Here is a 25,865-nt window from a genome sequence, read left to right as displayed (position 1 = left end):
CCGGTGATCCGGTAAAGGGTCATCCGCGGTCATGGTTCGCAGGCGGTCGTCGTTCCCCGCGCCGTCACCCGATACGTATTCAGGATATTCATAATGGCTATTGTTGAAGTCAAGGTTCCCCAGCTGTCCGAGTCGGTCTCGGAAGCCACGATGCTGCAGTGGAAGAAAAAGCCCGGCGAGGCTGTTGCTGTTGACGAAATTCTCATCGAAATCGAGACCGACAAGGTCGTGCTCGAAGTGCCGGCACCCTCGGCCGGCGTGCTCGCGCAAATCATCTCGAACGACGGCGACATCGTCGTCGCCGATCAGGTGATCGCGAAGATCGACACGGAAGGCACCGCAGGCGCCGCCGCTGTCGAGGCTGAAGTCAAGCCGGCTCCGGTCGCCGCTGCGGCCGCCGCACCGGCACCGGCTGCGCAAGCCGCTGTCGCCACGGGTTCGAACACCGCTGCTTCGCCGGCTGCCGGCAAGCTGATGGCGGAGAAGGGCCTGTCGTCGGGCGACGTCGCCGGCACCGGCCGCGATGGCCGCATCACCAAGGGCGACGTGCTGACCGCGGGCGCCCCGGCTGCCAAGGCAGCGCCGGCACCGGCTGCCGCACCGAAGGCTGCGAAGCCGTCGCTGCCGGACGTCAAGGCGCCGACATCGGCCGACCAGTGGCTGAAGGACCGCCCGGAACAACGCGTGCCGATGTCGCGTCTGCGTGCGCGTATCGCCGAGCGTCTGCTCGAGTCGCAGCAAACCAACGCCATCCTGACCACGTTCAACGAAGTGAACATGGCGCCGGTGATGGATCTGCGCAACAAGTACAAGGACAAGTTCGAGAAGGAACATGGCGTGAAGCTCGGCTTCATGTCGTTCTTCGTGAAGGCGGCGGTTCACGCGCTGAAGAAGTTCCCGCTGGTGAACGCGTCGATCGACGGTAACGACATCGTTTATCACGGCTACTTCGACATCGGTATCGCTGTCGGTTCGCCGCGTGGCCTGGTGGTGCCGATCCTGCGCAACGCGGATCAGCTGAGCCTCGCCGACATCGAGAAGAAGATCGCCGAGTTCGGCCAGAAGGCGAAGGACGGCAAGCTGTCGATCGAAGAAATGACCGGCGGTACGTTCTCGATCTCGAACGGTGGTGTGTTCGGTTCGATGCTGTCGACCCCGATCATCAACCCGCCGCAATCCGCCATTCTGGGCGTGCACGCGACGAAGGAACGCGCTGTGGTCGAAAACGGCCAGATCGTGATCCGTCCGATGAACTACCTGGCGCTGTCGTACGACCACCGTATCATCGACGGCCGCGAAGCGGTGCTGTCGCTGGTCGCGATGAAGGACGCGCTGGAAGATCCGGCTCGCCTGCTGCTCGACCTGTAATCGCCGTCCCGGCGCCGCCGGCTTGTTCGTCTGGTTGATATCAGGCAAGTCGGCGCCATCTGAGCAGTACGTCTTTAGCATTCCGCAGTACAGGAACGGCACGCGCCACGAAACGTGGCCGCGCGCCGTTCCGTCATCGAAAGGATTGTCATGTCCAAAGAATTTGACGTCGTCGTGATCGGCGCAGGCCCTGGCGGTTATATCGCCGCCATCCGCGCAGCGCAGCTCGGCAAGACCGTCGCATGTATCGAAAAATGGAAGAACCCGGCCGGCGCGTTGAAGCTCGGCGGCACGTGCCTGAATGTCGGTTGCATTCCGTCGAAGGCGCTGCTCGCGTCGTCGGAAGAGTTTGAAAACGCATCGCATCACCTCGCGGACCACGGCATTTCCGTGGACAACGTGAAGGTCGATATCGCGAAGATGATGGCCCGCAAGGACGGCATCGTCGAGAAGATGACCAAGGGCATCGAATTCCTGTTCCGCAAGAACAAGATCACCTGGCTCAAGGGCCACGGCAAGTTCACCGGCAAGACGGACGCCGGCGTGCAGATCGAAGTGAGCGGCGAAGGCGAAACCGAAGTGGTCACGGCAAAGAACGTGATCATCGCGACGGGTTCGAAGGCGCGCCATCTGCCGAACATTCCGGTCGACAACAAGATCGTCGCCGACAACGAAGGCGCTCTGGCTTTCGACACGGCTCCGAAGAAGCTGGCCGTGATCGGCGCTGGCGTGATCGGTCTGGAACTGGGTTCGGTGTGGCGCCGTCTGGGCGCGGAAGTGACCGTGCTCGAAGCGCTGCCGGAATTCCTCGGCGCGGCTGACCAGGCACTCTCGAAAGAAGCGGCCAAGCAGTTCAAGAAGCAGGGTCTCGACATCCAGGTCGGCGTGAAGGTCGGCGAAGTCAAGACGACGGACACGAGCGTCTCGATCGCCTACACGGACAAGGACGGCAACGCGAAGACGATCGACGCGGACCGCCTGATCGTGTCGATCGGCCGCGTGCCGAACACCGACAACCTCGGTCTCGAAGCGATCGGCCTGAAGGCCAACGAGCGCGGCTTCATCGACGTCGACGATCACTGTGCGACGGCGGTGCCGAACGTGTACGCGATCGGCGACGTGGTGCGTGGCCCGATGCTCGCGCACAAGGCTGAAGACGAAGGCGTGCTGGTCGCGGAAATCATCGACGGTCAGAAGCCGCATATCGACTACAACTGCATTCCGTGGGTGATCTACACCGAACCGGAAATCGCGTGGGTTGGCAAGACGGAACAGCAGCTGAAAGCGGAAGGCCGCGAGGTCAAGACGGGCCAGTTCCCGTTCATGGCGAACGGCCGCGCGCTCGGCATCAACAAGGCGGATGGTTTCGTCAAGATGATCGCCGACGCGAAGACCGACGAACTGCTCGGCGTGCACATCATCTCGGCAAACGCATCGGACCTGATCGCGGAAGCCGTGGTGGCGATGGAATTCAAAGCGGCGTCGGAAGACCTCGGCCGCATTTGCCATCCGCACCCGTCGCTGTCGGAAGTCATGCGCGAAGCGGCGCTGGCCGTCGACAAGCGCGCGCTGAACATGTAATCACGCGCACGCCTGACTGAACGTACTCTGGCATCACCACAAAGGCGGGCGGGTTCAATCCCTCCCGCCTTTCTTTTTGCAGCAACACCATGAACGTCACCGAATACTACGAGAAAGAACTGCAGACGCGCGGATATCAATCGGACCCGGCGCAACGCGCGGCGGTCGACCGGCTGCAGCGGTGCTATGAAGAGTGGGTCGAATACAAATCGCGCCGCTCGAATGCGTTCAAGAAACTGATCAATCGTCCGGACCTGCCGCGCGGCGTGTACATGTGGGGCGGCGTCGGGCGCGGCAAGAGCTTCCTGATGGACAGCTTCTACATGATCGTGCCGCTGCATCGCAAAACACGTCTGCATTTCCACGAGTTCATGCGCGAAGTGCATCGCGAACTGGAAGACCTGAAGGGCATGGCCGATCCGCTCGACGAGCTCGCGCGCCGGATTGCGAAGCGCTACCGCCTGATCTGCTTCGACGAATTCCACGTGTCGGACATCGCCGACGCGATGATCCTGTACCGTCTGCTCGACAAGTTATTCGAGAACGGCGTGCAGTTCGTGATGACGTCCAACTACGATCCGGACACGCTGTATCCGGACGGCCTGCATCGCGACCGCATGCTGCCGGCCATCGAGCTGATCAAGGAGAAACTCGACGTGATCAACGTCGACGCGGGTATCGACTACCGGCAACGCACGCTGGCGCAGGTGGAGGTGTATCACTCGCCGCTCGGCGCCACCGCCGACAAGGCGTTGCGCGACGCGTTCGCGCGCCTCGCCGCGGTCCCCGACGAAAGCCCGCTCCTGCACATCGAGAAGCGCGAGTTGAAGGCGCTGCGCCGCGCGGACGGCGTCGTGTGGTTCGACTTCGCGACGTTGTGCGGCGGCCCGCGCTCGCAGAACGACTACCTCGAACTGGCGAGCCGTTTTCACGCGGTGATCCTCTCCGGCGTGCCGCAGATGTCGGCGCGTATGGCCTCGGAAGCGCGCCGCTTCACGTGGCTGATCGACGTGTTTTACGACCACAAGGTGAAGCTGTTGATGTCCGCGGCCGTGCCGCCCGAGCAACTGTATGTCGACGGCCCGATGGCCAACGAATTTACGCGCACGGTGTCGCGGATTGTCGAGATGCAGTCGAAGGAGTATCTCGATACGCCGCGCCGTATTGTCGATACGTCGCTGACCTGAGTTGGTCCTGACCGGCTTCGCTCGCGCGAAGCGGAGGAGCGGCTACGTTAGATCGTGAGCCGTTCTAATCAGTCTGCTCACACGCTGTGTTTTCAAGATTCAGATTGATCTGATGTTGCCCGTGCGGGCAATTGGCTATCTTTTGTTGTTGGTCTGATAAAGGAGAAGCCATGAATCCGCACCACGATATCACTGATGAAGAATGGCAACGTGTCGCGCCGTTGCTGCCGGAACTGCGTCCGCGCTCCGAGTTGCGTGGACGGCCGCTTGCCAATACCCGTTCGGTACTCAACGGGGTACTGTGGGTCATGTACAGCGGTGCGACCTGGGCGGCTATGCCGCGCCGCTACCCTTCGTATCAAACGTGTCATCGTCGCTTCAAGATCTGGTACGAATCCGGCGTGCTCAAGCGCGTGACGGAGCAACTGCTTGGCACGGCGAGCGAAGACCTCTGTAATCTGATGGAATCGCGTATGCGCAGGCACGTGAGCGCGGCAGAGAAGCGCGCCGTAGGGGCAACCGACCCAGCCGCCGTATCTGTTGCCGCGCCGGCCGTGTACAACCCGGCGCGAGGCAACCCGCTGCCGTCGTCGCCGTTCGCGTACACATCGCCTTTCAAGCGTGCCGCATGACGGCTTTAATGCGCCGGTTTCACCCAACAGAAAGAAACGGCCGCGCGATGGCAATCGCCGGCCGTTTCTTTTGCATTCAGCCTGACGAGCGTACGAGCCAAAGTTCAGCTGGCTGAAAACTCGGGCCAACGCTCAGCCACATCGCCCCCTATTGCTGGCGAACCCATGTCTGCGAGCGCCCCAGCAGCGCCACGCCAATATAGCCGCGCACCACCAGTTTGTTTCCACCATCTTCCAGGTGCATCTTGCACTTGTAGAGCTTGCCGTTTTCCGGGTCGAGAATCTGCCCGTGGTCCCAGCCGTCGCCGTCCTTCTTCATGTCGCTAATGATGGTCATGCCGAGAATCGGCTGATCCTTGCGCGCGTCGGTACACGCCGTGCAGCGGCGGTCCGGTTGATCGTTCGCATTGAGACCCTTGATCACCTTGCCGCTCAACTGACCGCTGCCATCGTCGGTGATCTGCACGAGCGCTTTAGGCTGGCCGGTGTGATCGTCGATGGTCTTCCACGTGCCCACCGCCGTGTCGGTCTGCGCCATGGCAGTCGCGGCCCCGGCAAGCAGCACACCGGCGAGCGCGGCGTGTCGGGCCGTGCGAAGCGCGATGGCGCGGGCGCGTTGAGTGAATTGCGTCATTGTTTCCTCCTTGATAAAAGACGACGCGATCATGGTCGCGCGGCGTTATTGGCATCTCGGGCGGTTATCGGGTGATGTCTGCCGTAATGCCTCGTCATGCCTCTCAGGTCTGGCTTCGATTCGGGCGGCGATCGGCAACTCGCGGCCTGCCTGTTGACAGGTCGCCGGCCGCATCGTCAGCGCAGAATACGTGAAAGCGCGCGCGCCGTTTGATAGGGGGGCCTCTAATCAGCGCACGGCGCTGGCGAGGAGCGTCAATTCAACGGGTAGGAGAACGTCGCGTTGATGCGCGGGCTGCGCGAGGCGCTTTCGACCGGCGCGTCGCCGGTCGCCTTCGCCACCGATAGATCGAGGCTGTAGTACTTCGCGTTCGAAATACGGAAGCCGAACGCAATCGACGAGAGCCTCGACGGCGACGGCGTGCCTGCGTGCAGATTGACGCGTGCCATATCGAACGAGATAGACGGCGTGAAGGTGCGCAGATAGGTGAAGCCGGGCGCCAACCCGCGATTGACTTCGAACATGGCGCCCCAGCCCGAATCGCCCGACGGTCCACCCGGTTGATGACCTTGCACACCAGGCTGATTGAAGTTGACTCCGACGCTGATGTCGAACGGTTTGCGCTCCACGTTCAGTTTGAGCGTGGTGGCGCCGTCGGTGTTCTGCGGTGGCGGTACGTTGGCCGCGACCTTGATGCCCGGCAGCAGGCCGAGCACGTTGATGTAACGCTCGAAGGTCGCACGCCGCAGCGGCCGGTCGGCGACGGTGTGATCGGTGATCGGTGATCGGTGATCGAGCAGAAGATTCCGTCGCTGGAGGAGCGCAGCGCGGTCGACAAGATTGCGATCTTCAAGGCGTTCATTGCACAGATCGTCGGCGCCGAGCGGCTCCCGGGGCTGCCGGTCCTGCCGTACTGACTCGCCGACGCTTATTTTCCCCGGCAACGTGCGCGAGTTGCGCAACCTGGCCCAGCGGATCTGCGTGACGGTGCGCCAGATCGGCGCGTCGGACGCGGCGCGCCTGCAGCGGTTGCTGGCGCTCGCGCGCAGCGCTCAGCCGGTGCCGGCGGAGAGTGCGGCCGAGGTGCTGATGGACCGCAGCAAATGGGACATGGCGGAACGCAACCGCGTGCTGGCCGCGCTCGATGCGAACAGCTGGCGCTGTGAGGACACGGCACTCTGCCTGGGTATCAGCCGCGAGGTAGCGGGGGAGAAGATGCGTAAGTACCAAATTTTTGATGGAGAGCCCGAAACGCGCGAAAGTGAGTAATAATCAGACGTTTTGTACTAAAACAAAAACTGTTCAAGCAGGAATTACATGGACCGAAAGTCGAAGGTACGGCAGATTGCCCTGGCCGCATTCATCGCATGGGGAGCCGCGCAAGGGGTGCAGGCTCAAGCTCAGGCGGTCGAGACCAATAGCGCGAGCGCCGCTGTCGTTTCCCAGCCGGGCACGACCACTGCGTTACCGGCCCCTGTGCCGGGCGGGCAGGCGGAGACCACAGCACTGACCCCGGACGAAAGCCGGCAGTCCGCCGCAGGCAATGTGGCGGAATTGCAGCAGATGATCCATGGGTCGGAGCTCAGCGAATTGCGCACCACCTACAACGGCAGTTATGGCGCGAGCATGCTGTTTTACGGCAAGGAGATGACGTACTACATCGCGCTGTTCCAGCAGAAAAATTTCTGGCGTGTGATCAAGACGCAGGACGCCGCGCGTGCCGACATGATTTATAAGGATTTCGTGCGTCAGACGGTGCAACTGTCGGACGTCGAGATTCGCCGCACGCAACTCGAGGCGCAGAAGGCGTTCACGCAGCGGATGATCGCGTTGTCGCAGGACCGTGCGAGCCGCTTGCAGGCCGACCTCGAGATCGCACGTCAGCAGCAGAGCATCGTCGCGACGCAGCAGGAACAGAAGCGTGCCGAAACCACGGCGCTGGCTCAGCAGAAGCTGGCCGCGCAAGACCAGTTGCGCGCCGCGCAGCGCCAGGTACGCGATCTTCAGCGTCAGCTGGAAAGCGGGCTGTCTTCGCATTGAAGGCGATGGTTTGAAGATCGTCGGATGGGAAGGGCGGGGCGGCGGTGGAGCGCCGCCTGACTCATCGGCGGGGACGCTGTTTTCGGGGTATTGCGGCGGTGGAATATTCGTCGCCTGTCAGTGCCTTCGGCGTCCTTTCCTGGTCATGCTCGCGGTGTTCGTTGTCGCCGCGGTTTCCGGTCTTCTGAAGTAGGCGTTCCCCGCGTTTGTCCGCAGGCCCCTCGGTTCACGGGGCGCTCATGCGGAATGTGTCGTCGCGCGAACGAAACGCAGACGATCTTCGGCGAGCCTGCTGCGCGTCTCGCATCTTCAGCCACTCTCCGATCACCACCGGCTTCTAATGCCGCTTCTTCCCCGTTTCCGACGACACCGCCTCGGCCGGCGCGTGATGCGGATCTGTCAAATCGACGGCAATCGGGTCGCTTGCCGGAAAGCTTTCTTCCAGCGCTTCATCAAGACGGCGATCGGCCGACTGAGCCGATTGCGGCGTTTCCATCGGCTGAGAAATCGCTTGTGATGCGTGATGCTTCTTGCTGGTCATGACATGCTCCATTAGAAGAGAGTCGACTATTCAGCATAGCGCAAGCATGCACGCGATACAGAGCGGCATCGGCATATAAACATCATTTGAAACCGCCCGGCATCGATTCGTTTTCCGTGTGTCGCCAGACAGCGAAGCGGCAAAACAAAAGCATCAGCCGGCCGCATGGCCCGGCATGGCAGAGCGCAACGTGCGAACCGGCAGCGCCCGCTCGAGAGGAGAGCCGACAGGCTCAGCCAACCACAAGGCAACGAACGAACATGGACGGGAAAACACCCTGTGCGCGCACGGCGCCTGAGCGCCTCACACGTCGTGGAAGCGGAGCTGGACCATCTGGAGTGGGCAACGAAACAACCGGCGCTGCGCATGCTGGACGCCGTGTACTGGCGCCGTCGCGTGCTGGCGGTCAAATGCGGGTTCGAGCTGACTGAGCAGCAGGTGATGCAACTGGAGAAGATTTTGCAGCGGCTCGGCTAGCCGACATCGTAGCCGAGCGCCGCGGCGGCGGTTTATTCGTTGCCGCCGTTGTTGCCGCCAACATTGCCGGAGCTGCCGCCATGATTGCCGCCGCCGTGGTTGCCGCCGTCACCGCCCGTGCCGAACAGACGCCGGCGGCGTGTCACGACCACCGGAGCGTCGGCGTTGCCGCTGTTGCGATCGGACGAAGGGCGGTCCGACGATGCGCCATACGACTCGCGCGGTTCACGTGGTTCACGCGGCTCCCGATGATCGCGGGGCTCACGCGAGCCATGCGGGCCGCGCGTGGTGTGTTCGCCATGCGAGGGACGCCCCGCGCGCGGAGCCGGACGCGTGCCGGTGTCGAGCTGGATCGTCGAGATCGCGCGCTTGTAGATGCCTTGCAGGCCGACAGGCGTGCGCAGCATCACCAGGTACTGATCGAACGACTCGATGCACCCGGTCAAGCGAATGCCGTTGACAAGGTAGATCTCGACGCGCTTTCGTTCTTTGCGCGCAGCGTTCATGAAGTCGTTTTGCGGGTGCGATTCTGCGGAAGCCATGGACAATTCAGGTTAGAAAGACGGTGGTTCGCCGCAATTCTACCCTGTGTGGGGGCAGAACGCGCCGGGTGGGCGAACTGCGTCCACTATAACGGCTTGTGCGCGCGGAAGCATCCGATAACTATTGACTGTAACGTTGAGTTACGAATCTGCTGAGCAATGGCGGAAAAAGAGGGGTGGGCCGTGCTCACGCGGAATAAATCGTGGGCTGCCTGCGTTTAGTCATACATGGCAGCGTTGCATTCCGCGCGCAGCCGACTGGTTCCGGCAACCTATAGCGCCGGACGCTCCTCAGGAGACTCACCATGAAAGTATCCCGCATTGTGTCCGCGTTCTTCGTGTTGCTGGCGCTGGCATTCGGTTCGCTCGCGACGAGCGGCTGCACGTCCGCGACCGACAGCAGCGCGTCGGGCAGCAGCGGCAACAGTAGCGGCGGCGGCTACTGAGCTTAGTCTGCCGGGTGAATTTCGAAGCGGAAGTGATCGCGTGGCTCCCGCAGTTGCGCCGCTATGCGCGCGCGCTGACGGGCGACCGCGCTTGGGCCGACGATCTCGTGCAGGATACGGCGGAGCGTGCGCTCGCGCGCTGGTCGGCGTTCCGGCCCAACAGCAATTTGCGCGCATGGCTGCTGACTATCCTGCGGCATCTCTATATCGACCAGTTGCGCGGCCATCGCGAAATCGCCGTCGACGACGAAAGCGCGCCGTGGCGCAATCTCGAAGCGCCGCAAGGCGAGGTCGACGGTCTGGTGCTGCGCGATCTGCAGCGCGCGCTGTATTGCCTGCCGGTCGAGCAGCGCGAAGTGCTGCTGCTGGTTGGCGTCGAAGAGCTGTCTTACCAGGAAGCGTCGAGCGCGCTCGGCGTGCCGATCGGCACGGTGATGTCGCGGCTCTCGCGCGCGCGTGAGCACCTGCGCGTGCTGTTGACGGAAGATCCGGCTGAAGGGTCGGGCAAGGGTCCGGCGCGCAAGACCGTGCCGTTGAAAGTGGTGAGAAATCGGTCATGAACAACGACGACTACGATTCCAGCCTGCCCGAAGGGCTCGATCTGCGAGCGCTGTCGGCGTTTGTCGACGGCGAATTGCCGGGCGCGCGGCGCGCCGAGATCGAGGCGCAACTGGAGCGGCATCCGCAGGCGGCCGAACGGGTGGCCGCGTGGCGCGCGCAGAAAGCCGCGCTGCGCGCGCTGTGCGGAGCGCCGCAGCGCAGCGGCCGCAGCGAATCGGATGCGCGCCATGAGCGCACTGAGTTTCCCGAGGCCGACGAGCCCGCCTTCATCGTGGTGCGCCGCACGCCGCCGTGGTGGCAACGCGTGGGTCTCGCGGCATGCTGGCTTGCGGCCGGCGCGGGGCTCGCCCTTGCGCTGGGACCGCTTGCGCCGCGCCTGACGGGCGGCGCGTGGGGCGGCCTGGGCGGCCAGCCGCCGAGCTTCGCGCAGCGCGCCGACATCGCGTACGCGGTGTACACGCCGGAGCGGCGTCATCCGGTGGAAGTCGCCGCGAGCGAAGAAGAGCATCTGATCAGCTGGCTGTCCAAACGACTGAACCGGCCGCTGTCGGTGCCGTCGTTGCAGGAGTACGGTTACTCGCTGGTGGGCGGTCGATTGTTGCCCGGCGAGGCGGGGCCGGCCGCGCAGTTCATGTACGAGAACGGCAGCGGCGCGCGCCTCACGCTGTACGTGACCGGCACCGCGCGCGACGAAACCGCGTTCCGCCTGTTGCGCGACGGCAGCCGCCGCACCTTTTACTGGATCAATGACGGCATGGGCTATGCGTTGTCCGGGCAGATCGCGGAAGGCAAGCTGCGCTCGATCGCGATCGACGTGTGCAGCGCGCTCGGCGGCAAGCCGGAGGCCTGGCAATAGCGGCCGGCACGACCGACTGCGAGAAGCGGGTGAGCACACAACCGGCGCGCCCGCGAAGAAGACCAACCGCCGCGTCCTTCATCCGCCGGAGAAAACGCTTTGCCGCCGACCCTGCCACCGAACGTTTCCGCCACCCAGTTCGATCGCGCGCTCGCGGGCTGGCGTGCGATCGTCGGCGATGCGCGGGTGGTGACGTCCGCAGCGGGGCTCGCCGCGTATCTCGATCCGTTCGCGCCCGGCGAGCGCGCGGCGTTTTCGGCGAGCGCCGCGCTGCTGCCCGCCTCGGTCGACGAGATTCGCGCGGTGCTGCGCATCGCCAACCAATATCGCATTCCGTTGTGGACCGTCTCCACCGGCCGCAACTTTGCCTATGGCGGCGCCGCGCCGCGTCTCGCGGGCTCGGTCGTGCTCGACCTGCAGCGCATGAACCGCATCATCGAAGTGAACGAGACGCTTGCGTACGCGCTGGTCGAACCGGGCGTCAGCTACTTCGATCTGTATGCGCATCTGCGCGACAAGGGCTACAGGCTGTGGGTCGATCCGCCCGCGGCCGGTTGGGGCAGCGTGATCGGCAACACGCTCGAGCGCGGCTTCGGCTATACCGACTACGGCGACCACGCCGCGACCCAGTGCGGCATGGAAGTGGTGCTCGCCAACGGCGACGTGCTGCGCACCGGGATGGGCGGGATCGACATCGGCACCGCCTGGCAGTTGTACCAGCCGGGTTACGGACCCTCGTTCGATGCGATGTTCATGCAGTCGAACTACGGCGTCGTCACCAAGCTCGGGGTCTGGCTGATGCCCGCGCCGCCCGCGTATCTGCTCGGCGAAATCCAGTTTCGTCACGAGGCCGATCTCGAAGCGATCGTGGAGATTCTGCGGCCCTTGCGGCTCGATGAAACGATCCGCAACCACGTGGTGATCGAAGGCGGCTTGCGCCGCGCGGCGGGTTTGTCGGCGCGCGCGCAGTGGTACGAAGGCCGGGGCGCGATGCCCGAGAGCGCGGTGGCCGCGATGCTCGACAAGCTGAACGTCGGTCGCTGGAATCTGCACTTCGCGCTGTACGGCACGCCCGAGCTGATCGACGCGCGCCATGCCATCGTGCAGCGCGCCTTCGCGCGCGTGCCGCAGGCGAAGCAATTCGCCGCGCGCTATGCGGGCGACGCGCAGCCCACCGGCGGCGGCGACCGCAACCTCGCCGGCATTCCCGCGATGACCGCCTTCCGCATGCTCGATTGGCGCGGCGGCGCGGGCGCGCACGTGGACTTCGCGCCGGTGTGTCCGGCGACCGGGCGCGACGCGTTGCGTCAATACACGATGGTCAAGGCGCGCGCCGCGGAATACGGCTTCGACTACTACGGCGGCTTCACGGCGGGTGTGCGGCATCTGCATCACATCTTCGCGGCGATCTTCGACCGCGACGACGCGAACCAGGTCGAGCAGGCCGGCGCGCTGCTGCGCTCGCTGATGAGCGATGCGCGCGCCGCAGGCTATGGCCAGTACCGGACGCATCTCGCGTATATGGATTTTGCAGCGGCCCAATACAGCTTCAACGATGGTGCGCTGCTGCGGCTGTCGGAAACGATCAAGGACGCGCTCGACCCGAACGGCATTCTCGCACCGGGCAAGCAGGGCATCTGGCCGCAAGCATGGCGCGCGCGGCGCGGCTACACCTGACGGTGGGCGAGCGCATTGGCGCGGCCCGCCATACACACAGCGGCTGGATCCCAATATGGACCGACGCACTTTCATGATGACCGGCGCATGGCTGTCGAGCGTGACAGGCGGTGCATGGCCGTGGCTCGCGAGCGCGGCTGCGCAGAGCGGCACGCTGGCGATCGTCGATTCGACGCTGGCCTGCGGCCCGTCGTTCGCGCGATACGCGGCGCACATGAAGCTGCCGGTTTTCGACACCGGCGACGATATCGGCGCGCTCTGGTACACGACGCTCGCGCCGCTTCTCGCTCAGAACCCGATGGGCGCGCGGCGCGCGTTGATCGGCGTGACACGCGCCTGCGACTACTTCGTGCTCAAGGAACTCGCTATCCGTTCAGCGCATCTGGCCGAACCCAGCGAGGCGCAGCATGGCGGATTGGCCGCGCGGCACGCGCACGTCGCGTTCGCATTCGCGCCGCGCAGCGCGCGCCGAAGTGGCAACTAGAACTTATACGCCTTGTTCTTCGGATCGAAAGTCGCGTCGTCGAAGCTCTTCGGCGTGATCGTTTCGAAGACGATCCGCTCGAACAGCTTGCCGTCGTTGTCATAAGACTCGACGGTGCGGAAGTACGGATGCCGCAGGTCCAGCCCGAGCGTTTCCTTCTTTGCATAGAACTGCGGCTGTCCGGTGGGCGTTTCGAACGTGAAGGCCACCACGCGCACGCCGTCGAGCGTTTTGACTTCCACCTGGGTCGAGCGCGGCAAGCCGGCCTCGGTGTATTTCTTGCCTTCGGCCAGGTATTGGCCGGCGATGTACTCGGTGCCGAGATCGCGCAACTGATGGTTCGATTGCGAGCGCGCGAGCGTGCCGTCCAGCGAGGTCCACAACGGCATCACGTTCATGATGCCGCCGAGGTGCCCGTACATTTCGTCGCTGCGTTTGGACTCGTCATAGAGGATTTCCTGGCCCGCATGCGCGCCGTCGGGCAGCCACTTCGCGTAGATCCGCAGCGGGTCGCGCGTGAGCCGCACGAGCATGTGATCGGGCTTGTCGGGCCACGGGCCGCGAATGCGTTCCGAGCGCGACATCGTGAACTCGTACGACGGGTAGCCGTTCGGCCCTTCATTGATATAGCGCGGCAGCGCGAGCGGATCGAGCGACTGGAACAGCGCGACCAGTTGCGCGTCGTCGAGCTTCTCCAGCGTGCGGCTCTGCTGCGCGGCGCGCAGCCATTTGACCTGCTGATCCAGTGTGAGCTTGCCGACCTGCGAGGACGGCGTGGTGGGCGCCTTGACGGCGCTGGCGGTATCGAGCGGGGGCGGGGTGTCGTCGTTCTGCGCGAACGCTGCCGGCCCCGGGGCGAGCACGGCGGCGAGCGTCACGGCGGCAATCACCGCGTGTGCCACAAACTTGCGCGACTGCACCGCACGCGATGACGCGGCGCTCCGCCGCGCAAGCGTCGCCACCCTGGCGAAGCGCGTGAAGGCCGAAGGGTGGCATGAGCGTGCGGGCAGGCGGTGCGTCATGAATCTCTCCGTAATGTCGCGCGATGGTCACGCGAGACTCAGGCGAGACTCACGCGAGTGCGCGCCGGTCGCGCAAAAGCGCATTGCCTGTCAGGCAGGCTTTTGCTTCGCGAGTTCCTCATCGCGCAGCGCGCGGCGCAGAATCTTGCCGACGTTGGTTTGCGGCAGCTCGTCGCGGAACTCGACCAGCTTCGGCACCTTGTAGCCGGTCAGATTCTTGCGGCAATGCGCGATCACCTGTTCGGCGGTCAGCGACGAATTGCGCCTGACGACGAACACCTTCACCCGCTCGCCCTGCGCCGCGTCGGGCACGCCGATTGCGGCCACTTCGCGCACATCCGGAAGCGCGGCGATCACGTCTTCGACCTCGTTTGGATAGACGTTGAAGCCCGACACCAGGATCATGTCCTTCTTGCGATCGATCAGACGGATGAAGCCGCGCGAGTCCATCACGCCGATGTCGCCGGTGGCGAGCCAGCCGTCGTCGTCGATCACCTTGGCGGTTTCTTCCGGGCGGTTCCAGTAGCCTTTCATCACCTGCGGTCCCTTTACGCACAGCTCGCCCGCTTCGCCGATGCTGGCCCAGCTGCCGTCGTCCTTTCTGAAGCGCACGTGCGTGGACGGCGCGGGCAAACCGATCGAGCCTTCGAACTCGCGCATGTTGTTCAGATCGACCGGATTCATCGACACGATCGGCGAGCATTCGGTGAGCCCATAGCCTTCGATGATCGGTTTGCCGGTCACGGCCTTGAAGCGGTCGGCCACCGCTTTTTGCGTGGCCATGCCGCCCGCCATCGCGAGCTTGAGGTTCGAGAAGTCGCGCTTGCGGAATTCCTCGTTGTCGAGGAACGCGTTGTAAAGCGTGTTGACGGCGGTCATGCCAGTGAATGTCTCGTGGCGGATGATCATCATCACGCGCTTGATGTCGCGCGGATTGGCGATCAGGATGTTGCGCCCGCCGAGTCCCATGAAGATCAGCGCGTTCACGGTCAGCGAGTAGATGTGATAGAGCGGCAGCGGCGTGAGCACCGTTTCGATGTCACCGTTCAACTGGTGCTCCGACCACGCTTTCGCCTGCAGCAGATTGGCGATCATGTTCCTGTGCGTGAGCATCGCGCCTTTCGCGACCCCGGTGGTGCCGCCGGTGTACTGCAGGAACGCGATGTCGTCGTGGGTGGCGCGCACCGGCGTCAACGGACGCGAGTAGCCGGTCGAGAGCGCATCGAGCAGCGGCACCGCTTGCGGCAGGTGGTACGCGGGCACCATCTTCTTCACGTGCCGCAACATGAAGTTGAGCAGACGCCCCTTCAGATTCAGGCCGTCGCCGAGCAGATCGCCGAGACCTGTCACGATCACGTTCTTCACCTTGGTGCCGGGCAGCGCGTCTTCGACGGTCTTCGCGAAATTCTCGAACACGATGATGGTTTGCGCGCCGCTGTCTTTCAGCTGATGCGCGAGTTCGCGCACCGTATAGAGCGGATTCACGTTGACCACCACAGCGCCGGCCTTCAGTACGCCGAACAGCGACACCGGGTACTGGAACGTATTCGGCAGCATGATCGCGACGCGCTCGCCGGGCTTCACGCCGATACTTTGCAGATACGCGGCGAACGCGGTGGCCTTGCGGCCCAGCTCGCCGTACGTCAGATTCGCGCCGACGCTCACGTAGGCGACCCGCTCGCGGAACTGCGCGATGCATTCGTCGAAGAACTGCACGAGCGACGCGTATTGCGTGACGTCGACGTCGTGCGGCACTTCCGCCGGATACGACGCGTACCAGATGCCGTCGGTGTTGGGCGCGGCGTACGCGGCGGGGTTCGGCATCACGTCCGGCGTGCGCGCATCCGGCGCCGATGCGGGGGCTCCGCCCGCGGCGGTCGCCGCTGCCGCGGGTCCGGCGGCGGACGGGAGAGGGGTTTGAGTAGGCTGGGTCATTGGTCGTCTCCTGAAGCCGTAGCTTCATCTGTTTGTGTGTTGGATTCGTCGCCAGTCATCGAAGCAAGCTAAACACGCGGTCGGCAGCGAGTGAAGCGGAATGCGCCGCAAAACAATACAGAAACGTCCGCACGGTTCAGCGTTCGAGAATCGCGACCACCCCCTGGCCGCCTGCCGCGCAGATCGAGATCAGTCCGCGCGCGGCGCCGGCCGGTTTGTCGAGTTGCGCAAGCAGCTTCGCGAGGCCGGCGACGATGCGCCCGCCGGTCGCCGCGAACGGATGACCGGTGGCGAGCGAACTGCCGTTCACGTTCAGTTTCATCCGATCGATCGCGCCGAGCGGGCCGGCGAGGCCCAACTGCGTGCGGCAATACTCGTCATCCTGCCACGCCGCGAGCGTGCATAACACCTGCGCGGCGAAAGCTTCGTGGATTTCGTAGAAATCGAAGTCCTGCAGCGTGAGACCCGCGCGCGCCAGCATACGCGGCACCGCATAGGCGGGCGCCATCAGCAAGCCTTCTTTTTTGTCGAAAAAGTCGACGGCGGCCGTCTCCGACCAGCTCAGATACGCGAGCACTGGCAGCCCGCGGCGAGCCGCCCAGTCCTCGCTCGCGAGCAGCACGGCGGAGGCGCCGTCGGTGAGCGGTGTCGAGTTGCCGGCGGTCAGCGTGCCGGCGTCGCGATCGAATACGGGCTTGAGGCTCGCGAGTTTTTCGAGCGTCAGATCGGCGCGCAGGTTGTTGTCGCGCGCGAGGCCGCGGTACGGCGTCATCAGATCGTTGACGAAGCCGCGCGCGTACGCTTCGCCGAGCTTGCGATGGCTCTCGTAGGCAAGCACGTCTTGCGCCTCGCGCGAAATGTTCCAGCGCTTGGCCATCAGTTCGCAGTGCTCGCCCATCGACAATCCGGTGCGCGGCTCGCCGTTGCGCGGCAGCAGCGGCTTGAAGAACATGCCGGGGCGCAGCTTGCTCAGCGCGCCCACGCGCTGGCCGGCGCTCTTGCCGCGGTTCGCTTCGAGCAGGATCTTGCGCATTTTTTCGTTGACGCCGATCGGCGCATCGGACGTCGTGTCGACGCCGCCCGCAATGCCCGCCTCGATTTGCCCGAGCGCGATCTTGCTGGCGACGAGAATCGCCGCTTCGAGGCCGGTGCCGCATGCCTGCTGCACGTCGTAAGCGGGCGTTTCCTTCGCGAGCGTCGTGGACAGCACCGCTTCGCGCGTCAGATTGAAGTCGCGCGAATGCTTGATCACCGCGCCCGCCGCGACTTCGCCCAGACGTTCGCCGTGCAGCTCGTAGCGGTCGATCAGCCCTTGCAGCGTGAAGGTCAGCATGTCCTGATTCGACGCGGTCGCGTACGCGGTATTCGAGCGGGCAAACGGTATCCGGTTGCCCCCGACGATGGCGACGCGGCGCACGGCGGGTAGCGGGTTGGGCATGCTCGGCTCCTTTGGGTCGTGTTCCGGTTATCGGGTGATGCGAACGGTGCTGCCGATGCCGCCGTCAGCTGATCGGCGAATGCGACATCCTGATACAACAACGAATGCCGGCGGCTTTAATTCCACCGCGCGCCCGCGCAGGAACAGGCCCATGCGTCATTGCAGCCGCCACTGCATCCGGCCGCGCAAATGCGGCTTTTCTCCGGCGATGTCGCGCACTTCGATATCGCGCTCGATCAGCGACGGCGACGCGCTCCACAACGACGCTTCGCCCGGCAGCAGCAGCGGCAGCTTGAATTCGGCGCTGAGCGTGGCTTCGGCGAGCGGCTTCGGCGGTTGCAGCGCGGAGGCGGCGCGCGCGAGCGTCCACATGCCGTGCGCGATCGCGCGCGGAAAGCCGAACGCCTTCGCCGACAGCGCGGTGAGGTGGATCGGGTTGTAGTCGCCGGATACGCTCGCATAGTCGCGGCCCAGTTGCGGCGCGAGTTGCCAGCGCGAGATGCGTTGCAGCGCCTGCGGGCCGAATTCGAGCGGATCGAGCGGGTTGCCGCTCGCCGGCACCGCGCGTTTCAGATAGACGCTGTCGCCGTCCCACACGGCCTCGCCGCGCCGGTACATGCGGGTGTGCAGCACGAACGCCTGACCCTTGTCGTGACGCAGCAGCGCGCCGAATTCCACCTCGACGCGCAGCAGGTCCTTGTACGTGAGCGGGCGGCGCAGCCGCACGTGGTTGGCCAGATGCACGAGCCCGAGCGCGGGCCACGGAAACGCCGGATCGGTCAGCATCAGCAGATGCAGCGGAAACGCGAGCAGATGCGGATAGGTGAGCGGCACGCCATGCTCGGGAATGAAGCCGCACACGCGCGCATAACGCCAGACCGGCCCCGGATCGAGCGCGACGGCGGGGCGCACGAGGCGCAGCGGCGGCAATTGCGGTGCCTGCGTCGAACGCCCACGCTTGACGATGCCCGACAACGCGCGCGCATAGAGCTTCGCCGGCGCGGGCAAGGTGTCGACGACGACGGTCTTGGGCCGCACCGCATCAGGCCGCGTGGCGCTCGAGATAAAACCGTCTCCGAACGGGTCCCCCGGTTCACGCATGGTCACGCTCCAATCAGGCTTTGTCCGCACACGCGCACGATCTGGCCGGTGACGCCGGTCGACCCCGGATGCGCGAGCCACGCGATGGTTTGCGCGACGTCGACCGGCTGGCCGCCCTGGCTCATCGAGTTCATGCGGCGGCCCGCTTCGCGGATCGTCAACGGAATCTTTGCGGTCATCTGCGTTTCGATGAAGCCGGGCGCGACCGCGTTGATCGTGATGCCGCGCGCGCGTAGTTGCGGCGCCATGCTTTGCACCCGGCCGATCACGCCGGCCTTCGAGGTCGCGTAATTGGTCTGGCCGAGGTTGCCCGCAATCCCGCTGATCGACGACACGCCGATAATCCGTCCGCCGTCGCGCAGGATGCCGGCGGCGAGCAGCGCGTCGTCGATGCGCTCCTGGGCGCCCAGATTGATGTCGATGACGCTTTGCCATGCGGCATCGGTCATCTTCGCGATGGTTTTGTCCTTCGTGATGCCGGCGTTGTGCACGACGATGTCGATGCCCTGTTCGTCGAGCGCGGCGGCGATCTGCGCGGGCGCTTCCGGCGCGGCGATGTCGAACGCGAGGGCGGTGCCGTTCAGCTGGCGCAGCGTCGCGTCGAGCGCGTCGCGCGCCGACGGGATGTCGATGCCGATCACGTGCGCGCCTTCGGCCGCAAGGACGCTCGCAATCGACGCGCCGATGCCGCGCGCGGCGCCGGTGACGACCGCGCGCCGGCCCGCGAGCGGCTGCGACCAGTCGAAAGCGGGCACGCTGGCGGCGGCTGCGGCGTCGGCTGGGCGACCCGGGGCGCCTGGGTCGATGCGTACCACCTGGCCCGACACGTACGCCGAACGCGGCGAGAGAAAGAAGCGCAGCGTCGCTTCCGCACCACCTTCCGCGCCTTGCGCGACATACACGAGATTCGCCGTGATGCCGCGCCGCGCTTCCTTGCCGAGCGAACGCGTGAGGCCTTCCAGCGCGCGCTGCGCGGTCCACTGACGCGGGCTCGCGCAGGTCTGCGGCGGCCGCCCGAGCACGACGATCCGTCCGCACTTGCCGAGCGAGCGCAGCGTGTCGTGGAAGAACGCATGCAGCGGCGCCAGCTGACTGCTGTCTTCGATACCGCTCGCGTCGAACAGCAGCGCGGCGAGCTTGCCTTGAGAGCCGGCTTCGGCGGGTTCGAAGCGCCCGGTCAGCAGGCCGTGCCGATGCGCGAGCGGCACCCACAGGCCGGCGCTTTCATGCGCAACGCTCGTCACGCCGATGCTCGCGACCAGGTTCGCGAGCGCGTCGAGCAGCCGCGGCTCACGGCCCGCGCCGATGGCGACCAGACCCTCGAACTCGGGCCGGTCCGCGCGATAGCGGCGCAGCACCTCGGGCTTCGGCAAGCCGAGCGAGCGCGCGAGGCGCGCACCGAACGGCGAGTTGACGAACTTCAGATACGAGTCGTTCATGTTTTTGGTTGCTCCGCTGGAGGCGCCCCCGAGGAAGTCTCCCGAGGGTATGCCCCGACGACCGAAGGAAGCCCCTGTGGCATCGGACCTGTGTCAGTGTGCACTGAGTTGGGCATATCCGGTGGGCCTTCCCGCGATGTTTTTTCACACGCCAGGGCTTGCATTCAGGCACTCAGGCCGCGAGTTCCAGCGCCTTGTCGAGCGTCTCCTTGCGTTTTTGCAGATTGGCGAGCATGTCGAAGTCGGCCGGGAAGTCGTCGACCTTCACGAGCTGCGCGCCATAGTGGGCGTAGTCGTCGAGCACGCGCCGCTCGTCGGCGTCGATCAGGCCTTGCTGCTCGGCCGCCTCGGTCCAGGCGCCGAGGTGCGCGAGGCTTTGCGGCATCGGTGCGAGCAGGCCTTGCTTGACCGCCTCGCGCAGCTTCTGGTCGATCTGCGTGAAGCGCGGGTTCAGCTCGAACACCCGTTCGCCGCAGCCGAGCGCGTCGACATCCGGATGCGGCACGTACGAGTCGGACACGAGCCGCTCGCGCGCTGCGCCCGGCGTTTGCATCAGCTCGGCGATTTCGCCACCGAGCCGGTCCGACGGCTCGCGATACGGCAGGCCGAACGGGAACGCGAGCACCCGCACGAGGCCCGCGGCGAAGCGGTTCGGGTAGTTCGCCAGCACGCCGTCGAGCGCCTGCTGCGCCTTGTACAGCGAATCCTCGACGCCCCAGCGCACCAGCGGCAGATCGTCCTGCTGACGGCCTTCGTCTTCGAAACGCTTGAGCGTGGCGGAGATCAGGTACAGCTGCGAGAGCACGTCGCCGAGTCGCCCGGAGAGGCGCTCACGGCGTTTCAGATCGCCGCCGAGCACGAACATCGAGACGTCGGCGAGCAGCGCGAAGGCGGTCGAGACGCGCGTGGCCGCGCGGTAATATCCGTGCAAAGGCGCGTGAGCGGCACGCGGCTTGATGATAAAAGCGCCGCCGGTGATGCCATACACGAAGCTGCGCACCACGTTCGACAGCGTGAAGCCGACGTGGCCGAAAAACGCCGTGTCGAAATCGCGCAGCGCCTTCGCGTGGTCCGTTTCGCGCGTCGCGGCCATTTCCTTCAGCACGTACGGATGACAGCGGATCGCACCCTGGCCGAAGATGATCAGGCAACGCGTGAGAATGTTCGCGCCTTCCACGGTGATCGCGATCGGCACCTGCTGATAGGCGCGCGCGAGAAAGTTCGACGGCCCCATACAAATGCCCTTGCCGGCGGCGACGTCCATGCCGTCGTTGATGACCATGCGGGCGCGCTCGGTGATGTGGTACTTCGCAATCGCCGAGATCACCGACGGCTTTTCGCCGAGGTCCACCGCCTGCGCGGACAGGCGGCGCGCGGCGTCCATCACGTAAAGGTTGCCGCCCATGCGGCCGAGCGCTTCCTGCACGCCCTCGAACTTGCCGACGGCGGTGCGGAACTGGCGGCGAACCGCGGCATACGCGCCGGTGCCGCGCACGGCGATCTTCGCCATCCCGACATTCGACGACGGCAGCGAAATCGCGCGGCCCGCCGCGAGACACTCCATCAGCATGCGCCAGCCGTTACCGACCTGCGCGCGTGAGCCGATCACCCAGTCGAGCGGAATGAACACGTCCTTGCCGGAGTTCGGGCCGTTCTGGAACACCGCGTTCAGCGGCCAGTGACGGCGGCCGATATTCACGCCGGGGTGATCGGTCGGAATCAGTGCGCAGGTAATGCCGGGTTCTTCGTCGCCGCCGAGCAGGCGGTCGGGATCGAGCGCACGGAACGCGAGACCGAGCACGGTTGCGATCGGCCCTAGCGTGATGTAGCGCTTGTCCCACGTGACGCGAAAGCCCAGCGTTTCGCGGCCTTCGAACACGCCCTTGCAGACGATGCCGACATCCGGAATCGCGGCGGCATCCGAACCGGCGTATGGGCTAGTCAACGCGAAGCAGGGAATGTCTTCGCCACGCGCGAGGCGCGGCAGGTAGTGGTTTTTCTGCTCTTCGGTGCCGTAGTGCATCAGCAATTCGGCGGGGCCGAGCGAGTTCGGCACCATCACCGAGACGGCTGCGGCCGAGCAGCGCGTGGCGAGCTTCATGATGACCTGCGAATGCGCATACGCGGAGAACTGCTTGCCGCCGTATTGCTTCGGAATGATCATGCCGAGAAAGCCGCGTTCCTTGATGAACTGCCAGGTTGCCGGCGACAGGTCCTGCCAGACCATGGTGGTTTCCCAGTCGTTCGCGAGATCGCACAACTGCTCGCATTCGACGTCGAGGAAGGCCTGCTCTTCGGCGCTCAGCGTGGCCGGGCCGTAGCCGAGCAGCGTGTCCCAATGCGGGCGTCCCGAGAACAGTTCGGCGTCCCACCAGACGGTGCCGGCTTCGATCGCGTCGCGCTCGGTCTGCGACATCTCCGGCAGGATCTTGCGGAAGATCTCGAGCACCGGTTTCGTCAGCCATGCGCGGCGCAGCGGCTTGAGCGCGAGCACGAGGGCAGGGAGGACGAACACGATCGCGAGCAGCGTCGTGCGAGCGGGACCCGCCGCCCCGCTAACGTGCACGGCGGCCACCCAGACGATCATGACGGCCAGCCACCACGACGCACGCGCCTGAACGTAGACGAGCGCGAGAGCGGCAATGACGAGTACCAGGCTGAACCACGGCATGACGTTTCCTCCTGTTTCGATGGTGTGTGCGCACGCGTTCACGAGGCGCGGACGGTTCGCGTTCTTGTTGATCTTCTGCTCTTCTACCTGCGGCGGTGCGGTGGCTTTGCCGTGCGTCAGGGGTGTTTCGAGTCGTGCTTGCGTCGCTAGCGAATGGCGTTCCTGACGCTGTCCCAGCCGCTGTCTGGCTGTTTGTGTCCTCTTGCCTGTTCTGGAGCGGACGTCGTTCAGGTGCCGGGCCTCGAGGTGCTGTTCGGATCTGCTGGATTCATGATGTCCGATAGCCCGATGGGCCGATATCGATTACCGCTTTGAAACTTCGGCATCCTTGTCATATTGCGCGATATGGCAGCATGTTTTACGCGCCGATGCGGACGGCCCGCGACAGGGGCGCCCGCATCGGCCCGCGGTTCGCCTCTCTATGCCGAGCCGTGCAAAGCGGACGGAAACGAAGCCGCTTCGATGGTGCCGCCACGGCGTTCACCCTCGGACGAACCGTCCGCCGATTCGCCCGTGCCGCTTTGCGTTTCTGGCGCAACCGGGCTTGGGCCAGCATCCGACGACCGACATTCGCCGATGCGCTCAGCACCGCCGTCAGCGCAAGCTTGCGCACCGCCTTCGCTTGCATCGCCGAGCACGGCCGCGAACGTGGCCAGTTGCGAACTGTCCGGCAGCGGCGCCTTGAGCGCGGCCACCATCAGCGACGCAAGACGTGCGATCAGCTGCAGATCGTTCATCGACTTGCCCTGCGAGAACTCGGAAATCAGGCTGTCGGTATCGGTGCCGGCCAGCACGCCCGACAATGCCCCGATAGCGAAGTGCAGGCGCCAGCCCAGTTCCTCGCGCGGCAGATGCGGCAGCGCGCGCTGGAACGCATCGAAAAAGCGCACGGCCACCGATGCGTAATGCCCGTTCAGAAAGTCGCGAATGAATGACGACGGATCGGTATAGGCGCGCCCCAGCAAACGCAGAAAGGCCTTGCCGCCGACGCGCGGATCGCGTGACAGCCGCAGCGCCGGAATGAACATCGCGCCGAGCACGTGCTCGCAGGTCAGACGCGCGCCGAGCATCGTGTCGAAGCGGTCGAGCAGCTTGAGCCGTTCCTCGTTGAGGTGGTCGAGGCGGCGCGAGAGCATCGAGTGAATCAGCGATTCCTTGCTGCCGAAGTGATAGTTGACCGCTGCGAGATTGACCTCGGCGCGCGAAGTGATCTGGCGCAGCGACATGGCCTCGTAGCCGCATTCGATGAACAGCGTTTCGGCGGCGTCGAGAATGCGGGACTTTGTATCGCCGGCATGCCGGCCTGTTGTGCGAACTGCCATGTTGCGTCTCCCAGTTGCCGGGCACCCGGCCCGCAAACAAGCGATTCAAATTGAAATTTGAAACAGTCGTTTTTCAGGATAGGGAAGGATGGTCCGTGCGATCAAGGGGTCAAAGTCGACTAACTCCTCTAGAAGACCTGACGAGGGTGGCCTTTCCTCCATGCGCGACGCGTCATATCGCGCGGAAACAAAAAAGGCCGTTCCGATGTGAATCGGAACGGCCTCGTATTGCTTGCTGCGTGAGTTTGGCCTTGCGTGTACGGCGTGACGCGTGTTTCGCGCCGTGGCGGTTCGAACCGCCTTTGCGGCTATTGCGCCTGAGAATGCGCCGGCAAAATAGCCGTTTGGTTCGAACGCTTAAAGCTGTCCGGCAACGGCACTCCCTGGCGAGTGCGCGGCGATCTCCTTGGCCGACTGCGTCATGTCGATACCGCGGCGCTCGCGGCTAAACGGAATCAGCGCGGCAATCACCACGGCGACGATGCCGATCACCACTGCCATCACCAGCGCGTAGTTGTTGCCGTGCGCTTCGGCAGCGCCCGCCTGAAGCGGACCGTTGACCGACGCGATCAGATTGCCGAGCTGATACACGAGGCCGGGGAAGGTCGCGCGAATTTCGTCGGGCGAGATTTCGTTCAGGTGCACCGGGATCACGCCCCACGCGCCCTGCACGGAGATCTGCATCAGGAATGCGCCGAGCGCGAGCAGCACCGGCGTGCTCGAGAACGCCCACAACGGCAGCACCGGCAACGCGATCAACGCTGCGATGAAGATCGCGCGCTTGCGGCCGATCTTTTCCGATGCCCAGCCGAAGAACAGACCGCCGCAAATCGCGCCGATGTTCAGCACGATCGTGATCCACGACACCGTATGCGCGTCGAACTGATGCTGCACGCGCAGGAAGGTCGGATACAGATCCTGTGAGCCGTGCGAGAAGAAGTTGAACGCGGTCATCAGCACGATCGCGTAAATGGACAACCCGACGTTCTGCTTCAACGTGGCGATCAGGCCCGGCCGCGCTTTCTTTTCGAGCGTCTTGAAGGCCGGCGATTCCGGCACGTGCGCGCGCACGTACAGCACGAGCAGCGCGGGCAGCACGCCGACGAAGAACATGCCGCGCCAGCCGATGTATTGATAGAAGACGCCGAACACGATCGACGCGAGCAGGTAGCCGCTCGGATAACCCGCCTGCAGCAGACCCGAGACGATGCCGCGCGACTTCGGCGGCACGGTTTCCATGGTCAGTGCGCCGCCGACGCCCCATTCGCCGCCCATCGCGATGCCGAACAGCGCGCGCAGCACGAGCAGCGTCATCAGATTCGGCGAGAGGCCGGACAGCAGTTCCAACAGCGAGAAGCACGCGATGTTGAGCATCAGCGTGGGGCGGCGGCCGTACTTGTCGGCAAGCCAGCCGAAAATCAACGCGCCGACCGGGCGCATCATCAAGGTCAACATAATCGCGACGGCAACCGACGGAATAGTCGTATTGAATTCCGCCGCGATATCTTTCAATACGAACACCATTAGAAAGAAATCGAATGCGTCGAGCGTCCAGCCGAGATAGGCGGCGATCGTGACGTTTCTCTGTTCCCGAGTCCAGCTCATTGCTTGTTCCCCTCAGTCTCCAATAACCCGTGTTTTACGACGGGCGGCTCCGTAGCCCCGTACGCCCTATAGGACAAGGGCTTGCGGGGAGTGTACGCCGACCGTTAAACGCTTGCATGGTTGAGGCTGCTTTTATCCGTATTAATACCTGGAGCGAATTCACGGCTGAATCCCTAGTGCATGCTGAATGTCGGATAAATGTAATTATTGTATTGGACGTGTGAGTCTCAATGTTTGTTATTTGTAATGTATATTTGACTTGAAAAACGCTGAGTCAAGGTAATTCGACCGATTCGTTTTCCCGTT

General features: G+C 64.5%; 22 protein-coding genes and 2 pseudogenes. 12 read left to right on the top strand and 12 right to left on the bottom strand.

Annotated elements, in window-relative coordinates; translation table 11 throughout:
* The first annotated feature begins 93 nt into the window (after nucleotides 1–93).
* The 4 genes from odhB to PQQ53_RS21910 all read left to right on the top strand — a co-directional run bounded on the left by odhB (nucleotide 94) and on the right by PQQ53_RS21910 (nucleotide 4,768).
* Nucleotides 94–1,368: a 2-oxoglutarate dehydrogenase complex dihydrolipoyllysine-residue succinyltransferase gene (gene odhB / locus PQQ53_RS21925; protein WP_408142938.1), complete on the top strand. Its 1,275-nt coding sequence runs from the start codon at nucleotides 94–96 to the stop codon at nucleotides 1,366–1,368.
* 150 nt (nucleotides 1,369–1,518) lie between these two features.
* Nucleotides 1,519–2,949 (top strand): dihydrolipoyl dehydrogenase, encoded by a 1,431-nt coding sequence (lpdA, locus tag PQQ53_RS21920; protein ID WP_408142939.1) that lies wholly within the window; start codon nucleotides 1,519–1,521, stop codon nucleotides 2,947–2,949.
* Between the two features lie 89 nt (nucleotides 2,950–3,038).
* Nucleotides 3,039–4,136, top strand: a complete 1,098-nt coding sequence (gene zapE / locus PQQ53_RS21915; RefSeq protein WP_408154344.1) for a cell division protein ZapE — start codon at nucleotides 3,039–3,041, stop codon at nucleotides 4,134–4,136.
* A gap of 170 nt (nucleotides 4,137–4,306) precedes the next feature.
* Nucleotides 4,307–4,768 carry a transposase gene (locus tag PQQ53_RS21910; RefSeq protein ID WP_408326094.1) on the top strand — a complete coding sequence of 154 codons (462 nt, stop codon included), beginning with the start codon at nucleotides 4,307–4,309 and terminating at the stop codon, nucleotides 4,766–4,768.
* Between the two features lie 148 nt (nucleotides 4,769–4,916).
* On the opposite strand, the gene PQQ53_RS21905 is transcribed toward PQQ53_RS21910, so the two are convergent.
* Together PQQ53_RS21905 and PQQ53_RS21900 are read right to left on the bottom strand one after the other, a co-directional pair.
* Nucleotides 4,917–5,402, bottom strand: coding sequence for a DUF2147 domain-containing protein (locus PQQ53_RS21905; RefSeq protein WP_121318598.1), 486 nt, complete (start codon nucleotides 5,400–5,402; stop codon nucleotides 4,917–4,919).
* A gap of 254 nt (nucleotides 5,403–5,656) precedes the next feature.
* Nucleotides 5,657–6,181 (bottom strand): annotated as a pseudogene (locus PQQ53_RS21900) (hypothetical protein); the annotation flags it as partial.
* 6 nt (nucleotides 6,182–6,187) lie between these two features.
* On the opposite strand from PQQ53_RS21900, the pseudogene PQQ53_RS21895 reads away from it, so the two are divergent.
* Nucleotides 6,188–6,671, top strand: a pseudogene (locus PQQ53_RS21895) (sigma 54-interacting transcriptional regulator); the annotation flags it as partial.
* A 48-nt stretch (nucleotides 6,672–6,719) separates the two neighbouring features.
* Nucleotides 6,720–7,442 carry a DUF2968 domain-containing protein gene (locus PQQ53_RS21890; RefSeq protein WP_408142985.1) on the top strand — a complete coding sequence of 241 codons (723 nt, stop codon included), beginning with the start codon at nucleotides 6,720–6,722 and terminating at the stop codon, nucleotides 7,440–7,442.
* A 337-nt stretch (nucleotides 7,443–7,779) separates the two neighbouring features.
* On the opposite strand, the gene PQQ53_RS21885 is transcribed toward PQQ53_RS21890, so the two are convergent.
* A complete protein-coding gene (locus PQQ53_RS21885; RefSeq protein ID WP_408326091.1) occupies nucleotides 7,780–7,983 on the bottom strand; it encodes a hypothetical protein in 204 nt (67 codons plus the stop codon).
* Nucleotides 7,984–8,262: 279 nt separating this feature from the next.
* Between PQQ53_RS21885 and PQQ53_RS21880 the strand changes: the two genes are divergently transcribed.
* Nucleotides 8,263–8,460, top strand: coding sequence for a hypothetical protein (locus PQQ53_RS21880; RefSeq protein WP_408326088.1), 198 nt, complete (start codon nucleotides 8,263–8,265; stop codon nucleotides 8,458–8,460).
* A gap of 32 nt (nucleotides 8,461–8,492) precedes the next feature.
* Here PQQ53_RS21880 and hfq read toward each other — a convergent pair whose 3' ends face one another.
* Complete coding sequence (gene hfq, locus PQQ53_RS21875) at nucleotides 8,493–9,002, bottom strand: RNA chaperone Hfq (RefSeq protein WP_408142990.1); 510 nt, start codon at nucleotides 9,000–9,002, stop codon at nucleotides 8,493–8,495.
* 305 nt (nucleotides 9,003–9,307) lie between these two features.
* Between hfq and PQQ53_RS21870 the strand changes: the two genes are divergently transcribed.
* From PQQ53_RS21870 to PQQ53_RS21850, 5 genes are all read left to right on the top strand, one after another.
* Complete coding sequence (locus tag PQQ53_RS21870; RefSeq protein ID WP_408154338.1) at nucleotides 9,308–9,448, top strand: hypothetical protein; 141 nt, start codon at nucleotides 9,308–9,310, stop codon at nucleotides 9,446–9,448.
* Between the two features lie 14 nt (nucleotides 9,449–9,462).
* Nucleotides 9,463–10,008, top strand: coding sequence for a sigma-70 family RNA polymerase sigma factor (locus PQQ53_RS21865; protein WP_408142994.1), 546 nt, complete (start codon nucleotides 9,463–9,465; stop codon nucleotides 10,006–10,008).
* The gene (locus PQQ53_RS21860) at nucleotides 10,005–10,865 is read left to right on the top strand and encodes an anti-sigma factor family protein (protein WP_408154336.1); all 861 of its coding nucleotides are present in this window, start codon (nucleotides 10,005–10,007) and stop codon (nucleotides 10,863–10,865) included. The genes PQQ53_RS21865 and PQQ53_RS21860 overlap by 4 nt, the downstream gene beginning before the upstream one ends.
* Before the next feature lie 99 nt (nucleotides 10,866–10,964).
* On the top strand, nucleotides 10,965–12,542 hold the full coding sequence (locus PQQ53_RS21855; RefSeq protein WP_408142998.1) for an FAD-binding oxidoreductase: 1,578 nt from the start codon (nucleotides 10,965–10,967) through the stop codon (nucleotides 12,540–12,542).
* A gap of 55 nt (nucleotides 12,543–12,597) precedes the next feature.
* Nucleotides 12,598–13,026 (top strand): hypothetical protein, encoded by a 429-nt coding sequence (locus tag PQQ53_RS21850; protein WP_408326085.1) that lies wholly within the window; start codon nucleotides 12,598–12,600, stop codon nucleotides 13,024–13,026.
* On the opposite strand, the gene PQQ53_RS21845 is transcribed toward PQQ53_RS21850, so the two are convergent.
* The 8 genes from PQQ53_RS21845 to PQQ53_RS21810 form a co-directional block, all read right to left on the bottom strand.
* Nucleotides 13,023–14,048 (bottom strand): DUF1571 domain-containing protein, encoded by a 1,026-nt coding sequence (locus tag PQQ53_RS21845; RefSeq protein WP_408143002.1) that lies wholly within the window; start codon nucleotides 14,046–14,048, stop codon nucleotides 13,023–13,025. The two genes, PQQ53_RS21850 and PQQ53_RS21845, sit on opposite strands and share 4 nt — an antisense overlap.
* A 90-nt stretch (nucleotides 14,049–14,138) precedes the next feature.
* On the bottom strand, nucleotides 14,139–15,983 hold the full coding sequence (locus PQQ53_RS21840) for an AMP-binding protein (RefSeq protein WP_408143003.1): 1,845 nt from the start codon (nucleotides 15,981–15,983) through the stop codon (nucleotides 14,139–14,141).
* A 136-nt stretch (nucleotides 15,984–16,119) separates the two neighbouring features.
* Nucleotides 16,120–17,421, bottom strand: a complete 1,302-nt coding sequence (locus PQQ53_RS21835; protein WP_408326082.1) for an acetyl-CoA C-acetyltransferase — start codon at nucleotides 17,419–17,421, stop codon at nucleotides 16,120–16,122.
* Between the two features lie 156 nt (nucleotides 17,422–17,577).
* Nucleotides 17,578–18,522 (bottom strand): MaoC/PaaZ C-terminal domain-containing protein, encoded by a 945-nt coding sequence (locus PQQ53_RS21830; protein ID WP_408143007.1) that lies wholly within the window; start codon nucleotides 18,520–18,522, stop codon nucleotides 17,578–17,580.
* A gap of 2 nt (nucleotides 18,523–18,524) precedes the next feature.
* Nucleotides 18,525–19,961 (bottom strand): 3-oxoacyl-ACP reductase, encoded by a 1,437-nt coding sequence (locus PQQ53_RS21825; protein WP_408326079.1) that lies wholly within the window; start codon nucleotides 19,959–19,961, stop codon nucleotides 18,525–18,527.
* Between the two features lie 172 nt (nucleotides 19,962–20,133).
* Nucleotides 20,134–22,632, bottom strand: a complete 2,499-nt coding sequence (locus tag PQQ53_RS21820) for an acyl-CoA dehydrogenase (protein ID WP_408326077.1) — start codon at nucleotides 22,630–22,632, stop codon at nucleotides 20,134–20,136.
* Between the two features lie 419 nt (nucleotides 22,633–23,051).
* Nucleotides 23,052–23,954, bottom strand: a complete 903-nt coding sequence (locus tag PQQ53_RS21815) for a TetR/AcrR family transcriptional regulator (RefSeq protein ID WP_408154322.1) — start codon at nucleotides 23,952–23,954, stop codon at nucleotides 23,052–23,054.
* A 357-nt stretch (nucleotides 23,955–24,311) separates the two neighbouring features.
* The gene (locus PQQ53_RS21810) at nucleotides 24,312–25,559 is read right to left on the bottom strand and encodes an MFS transporter (RefSeq protein ID WP_408143014.1); all 1,248 of its coding nucleotides are present in this window, start codon (nucleotides 25,557–25,559) and stop codon (nucleotides 24,312–24,314) included.
* Nucleotides 25,560–25,865: the final 306 nt, after the last annotated feature.

It is taken from the genome of Paraburkholderia strydomiana, assembly GCF_046030495.1.
GTDB lineage: Bacteria > Pseudomonadota > Gammaproteobacteria > Burkholderiales > Burkholderiaceae > Paraburkholderia > Paraburkholderia strydomiana_A.
This window is presented reverse-complemented; position numbering and strand designations above follow the sequence as displayed.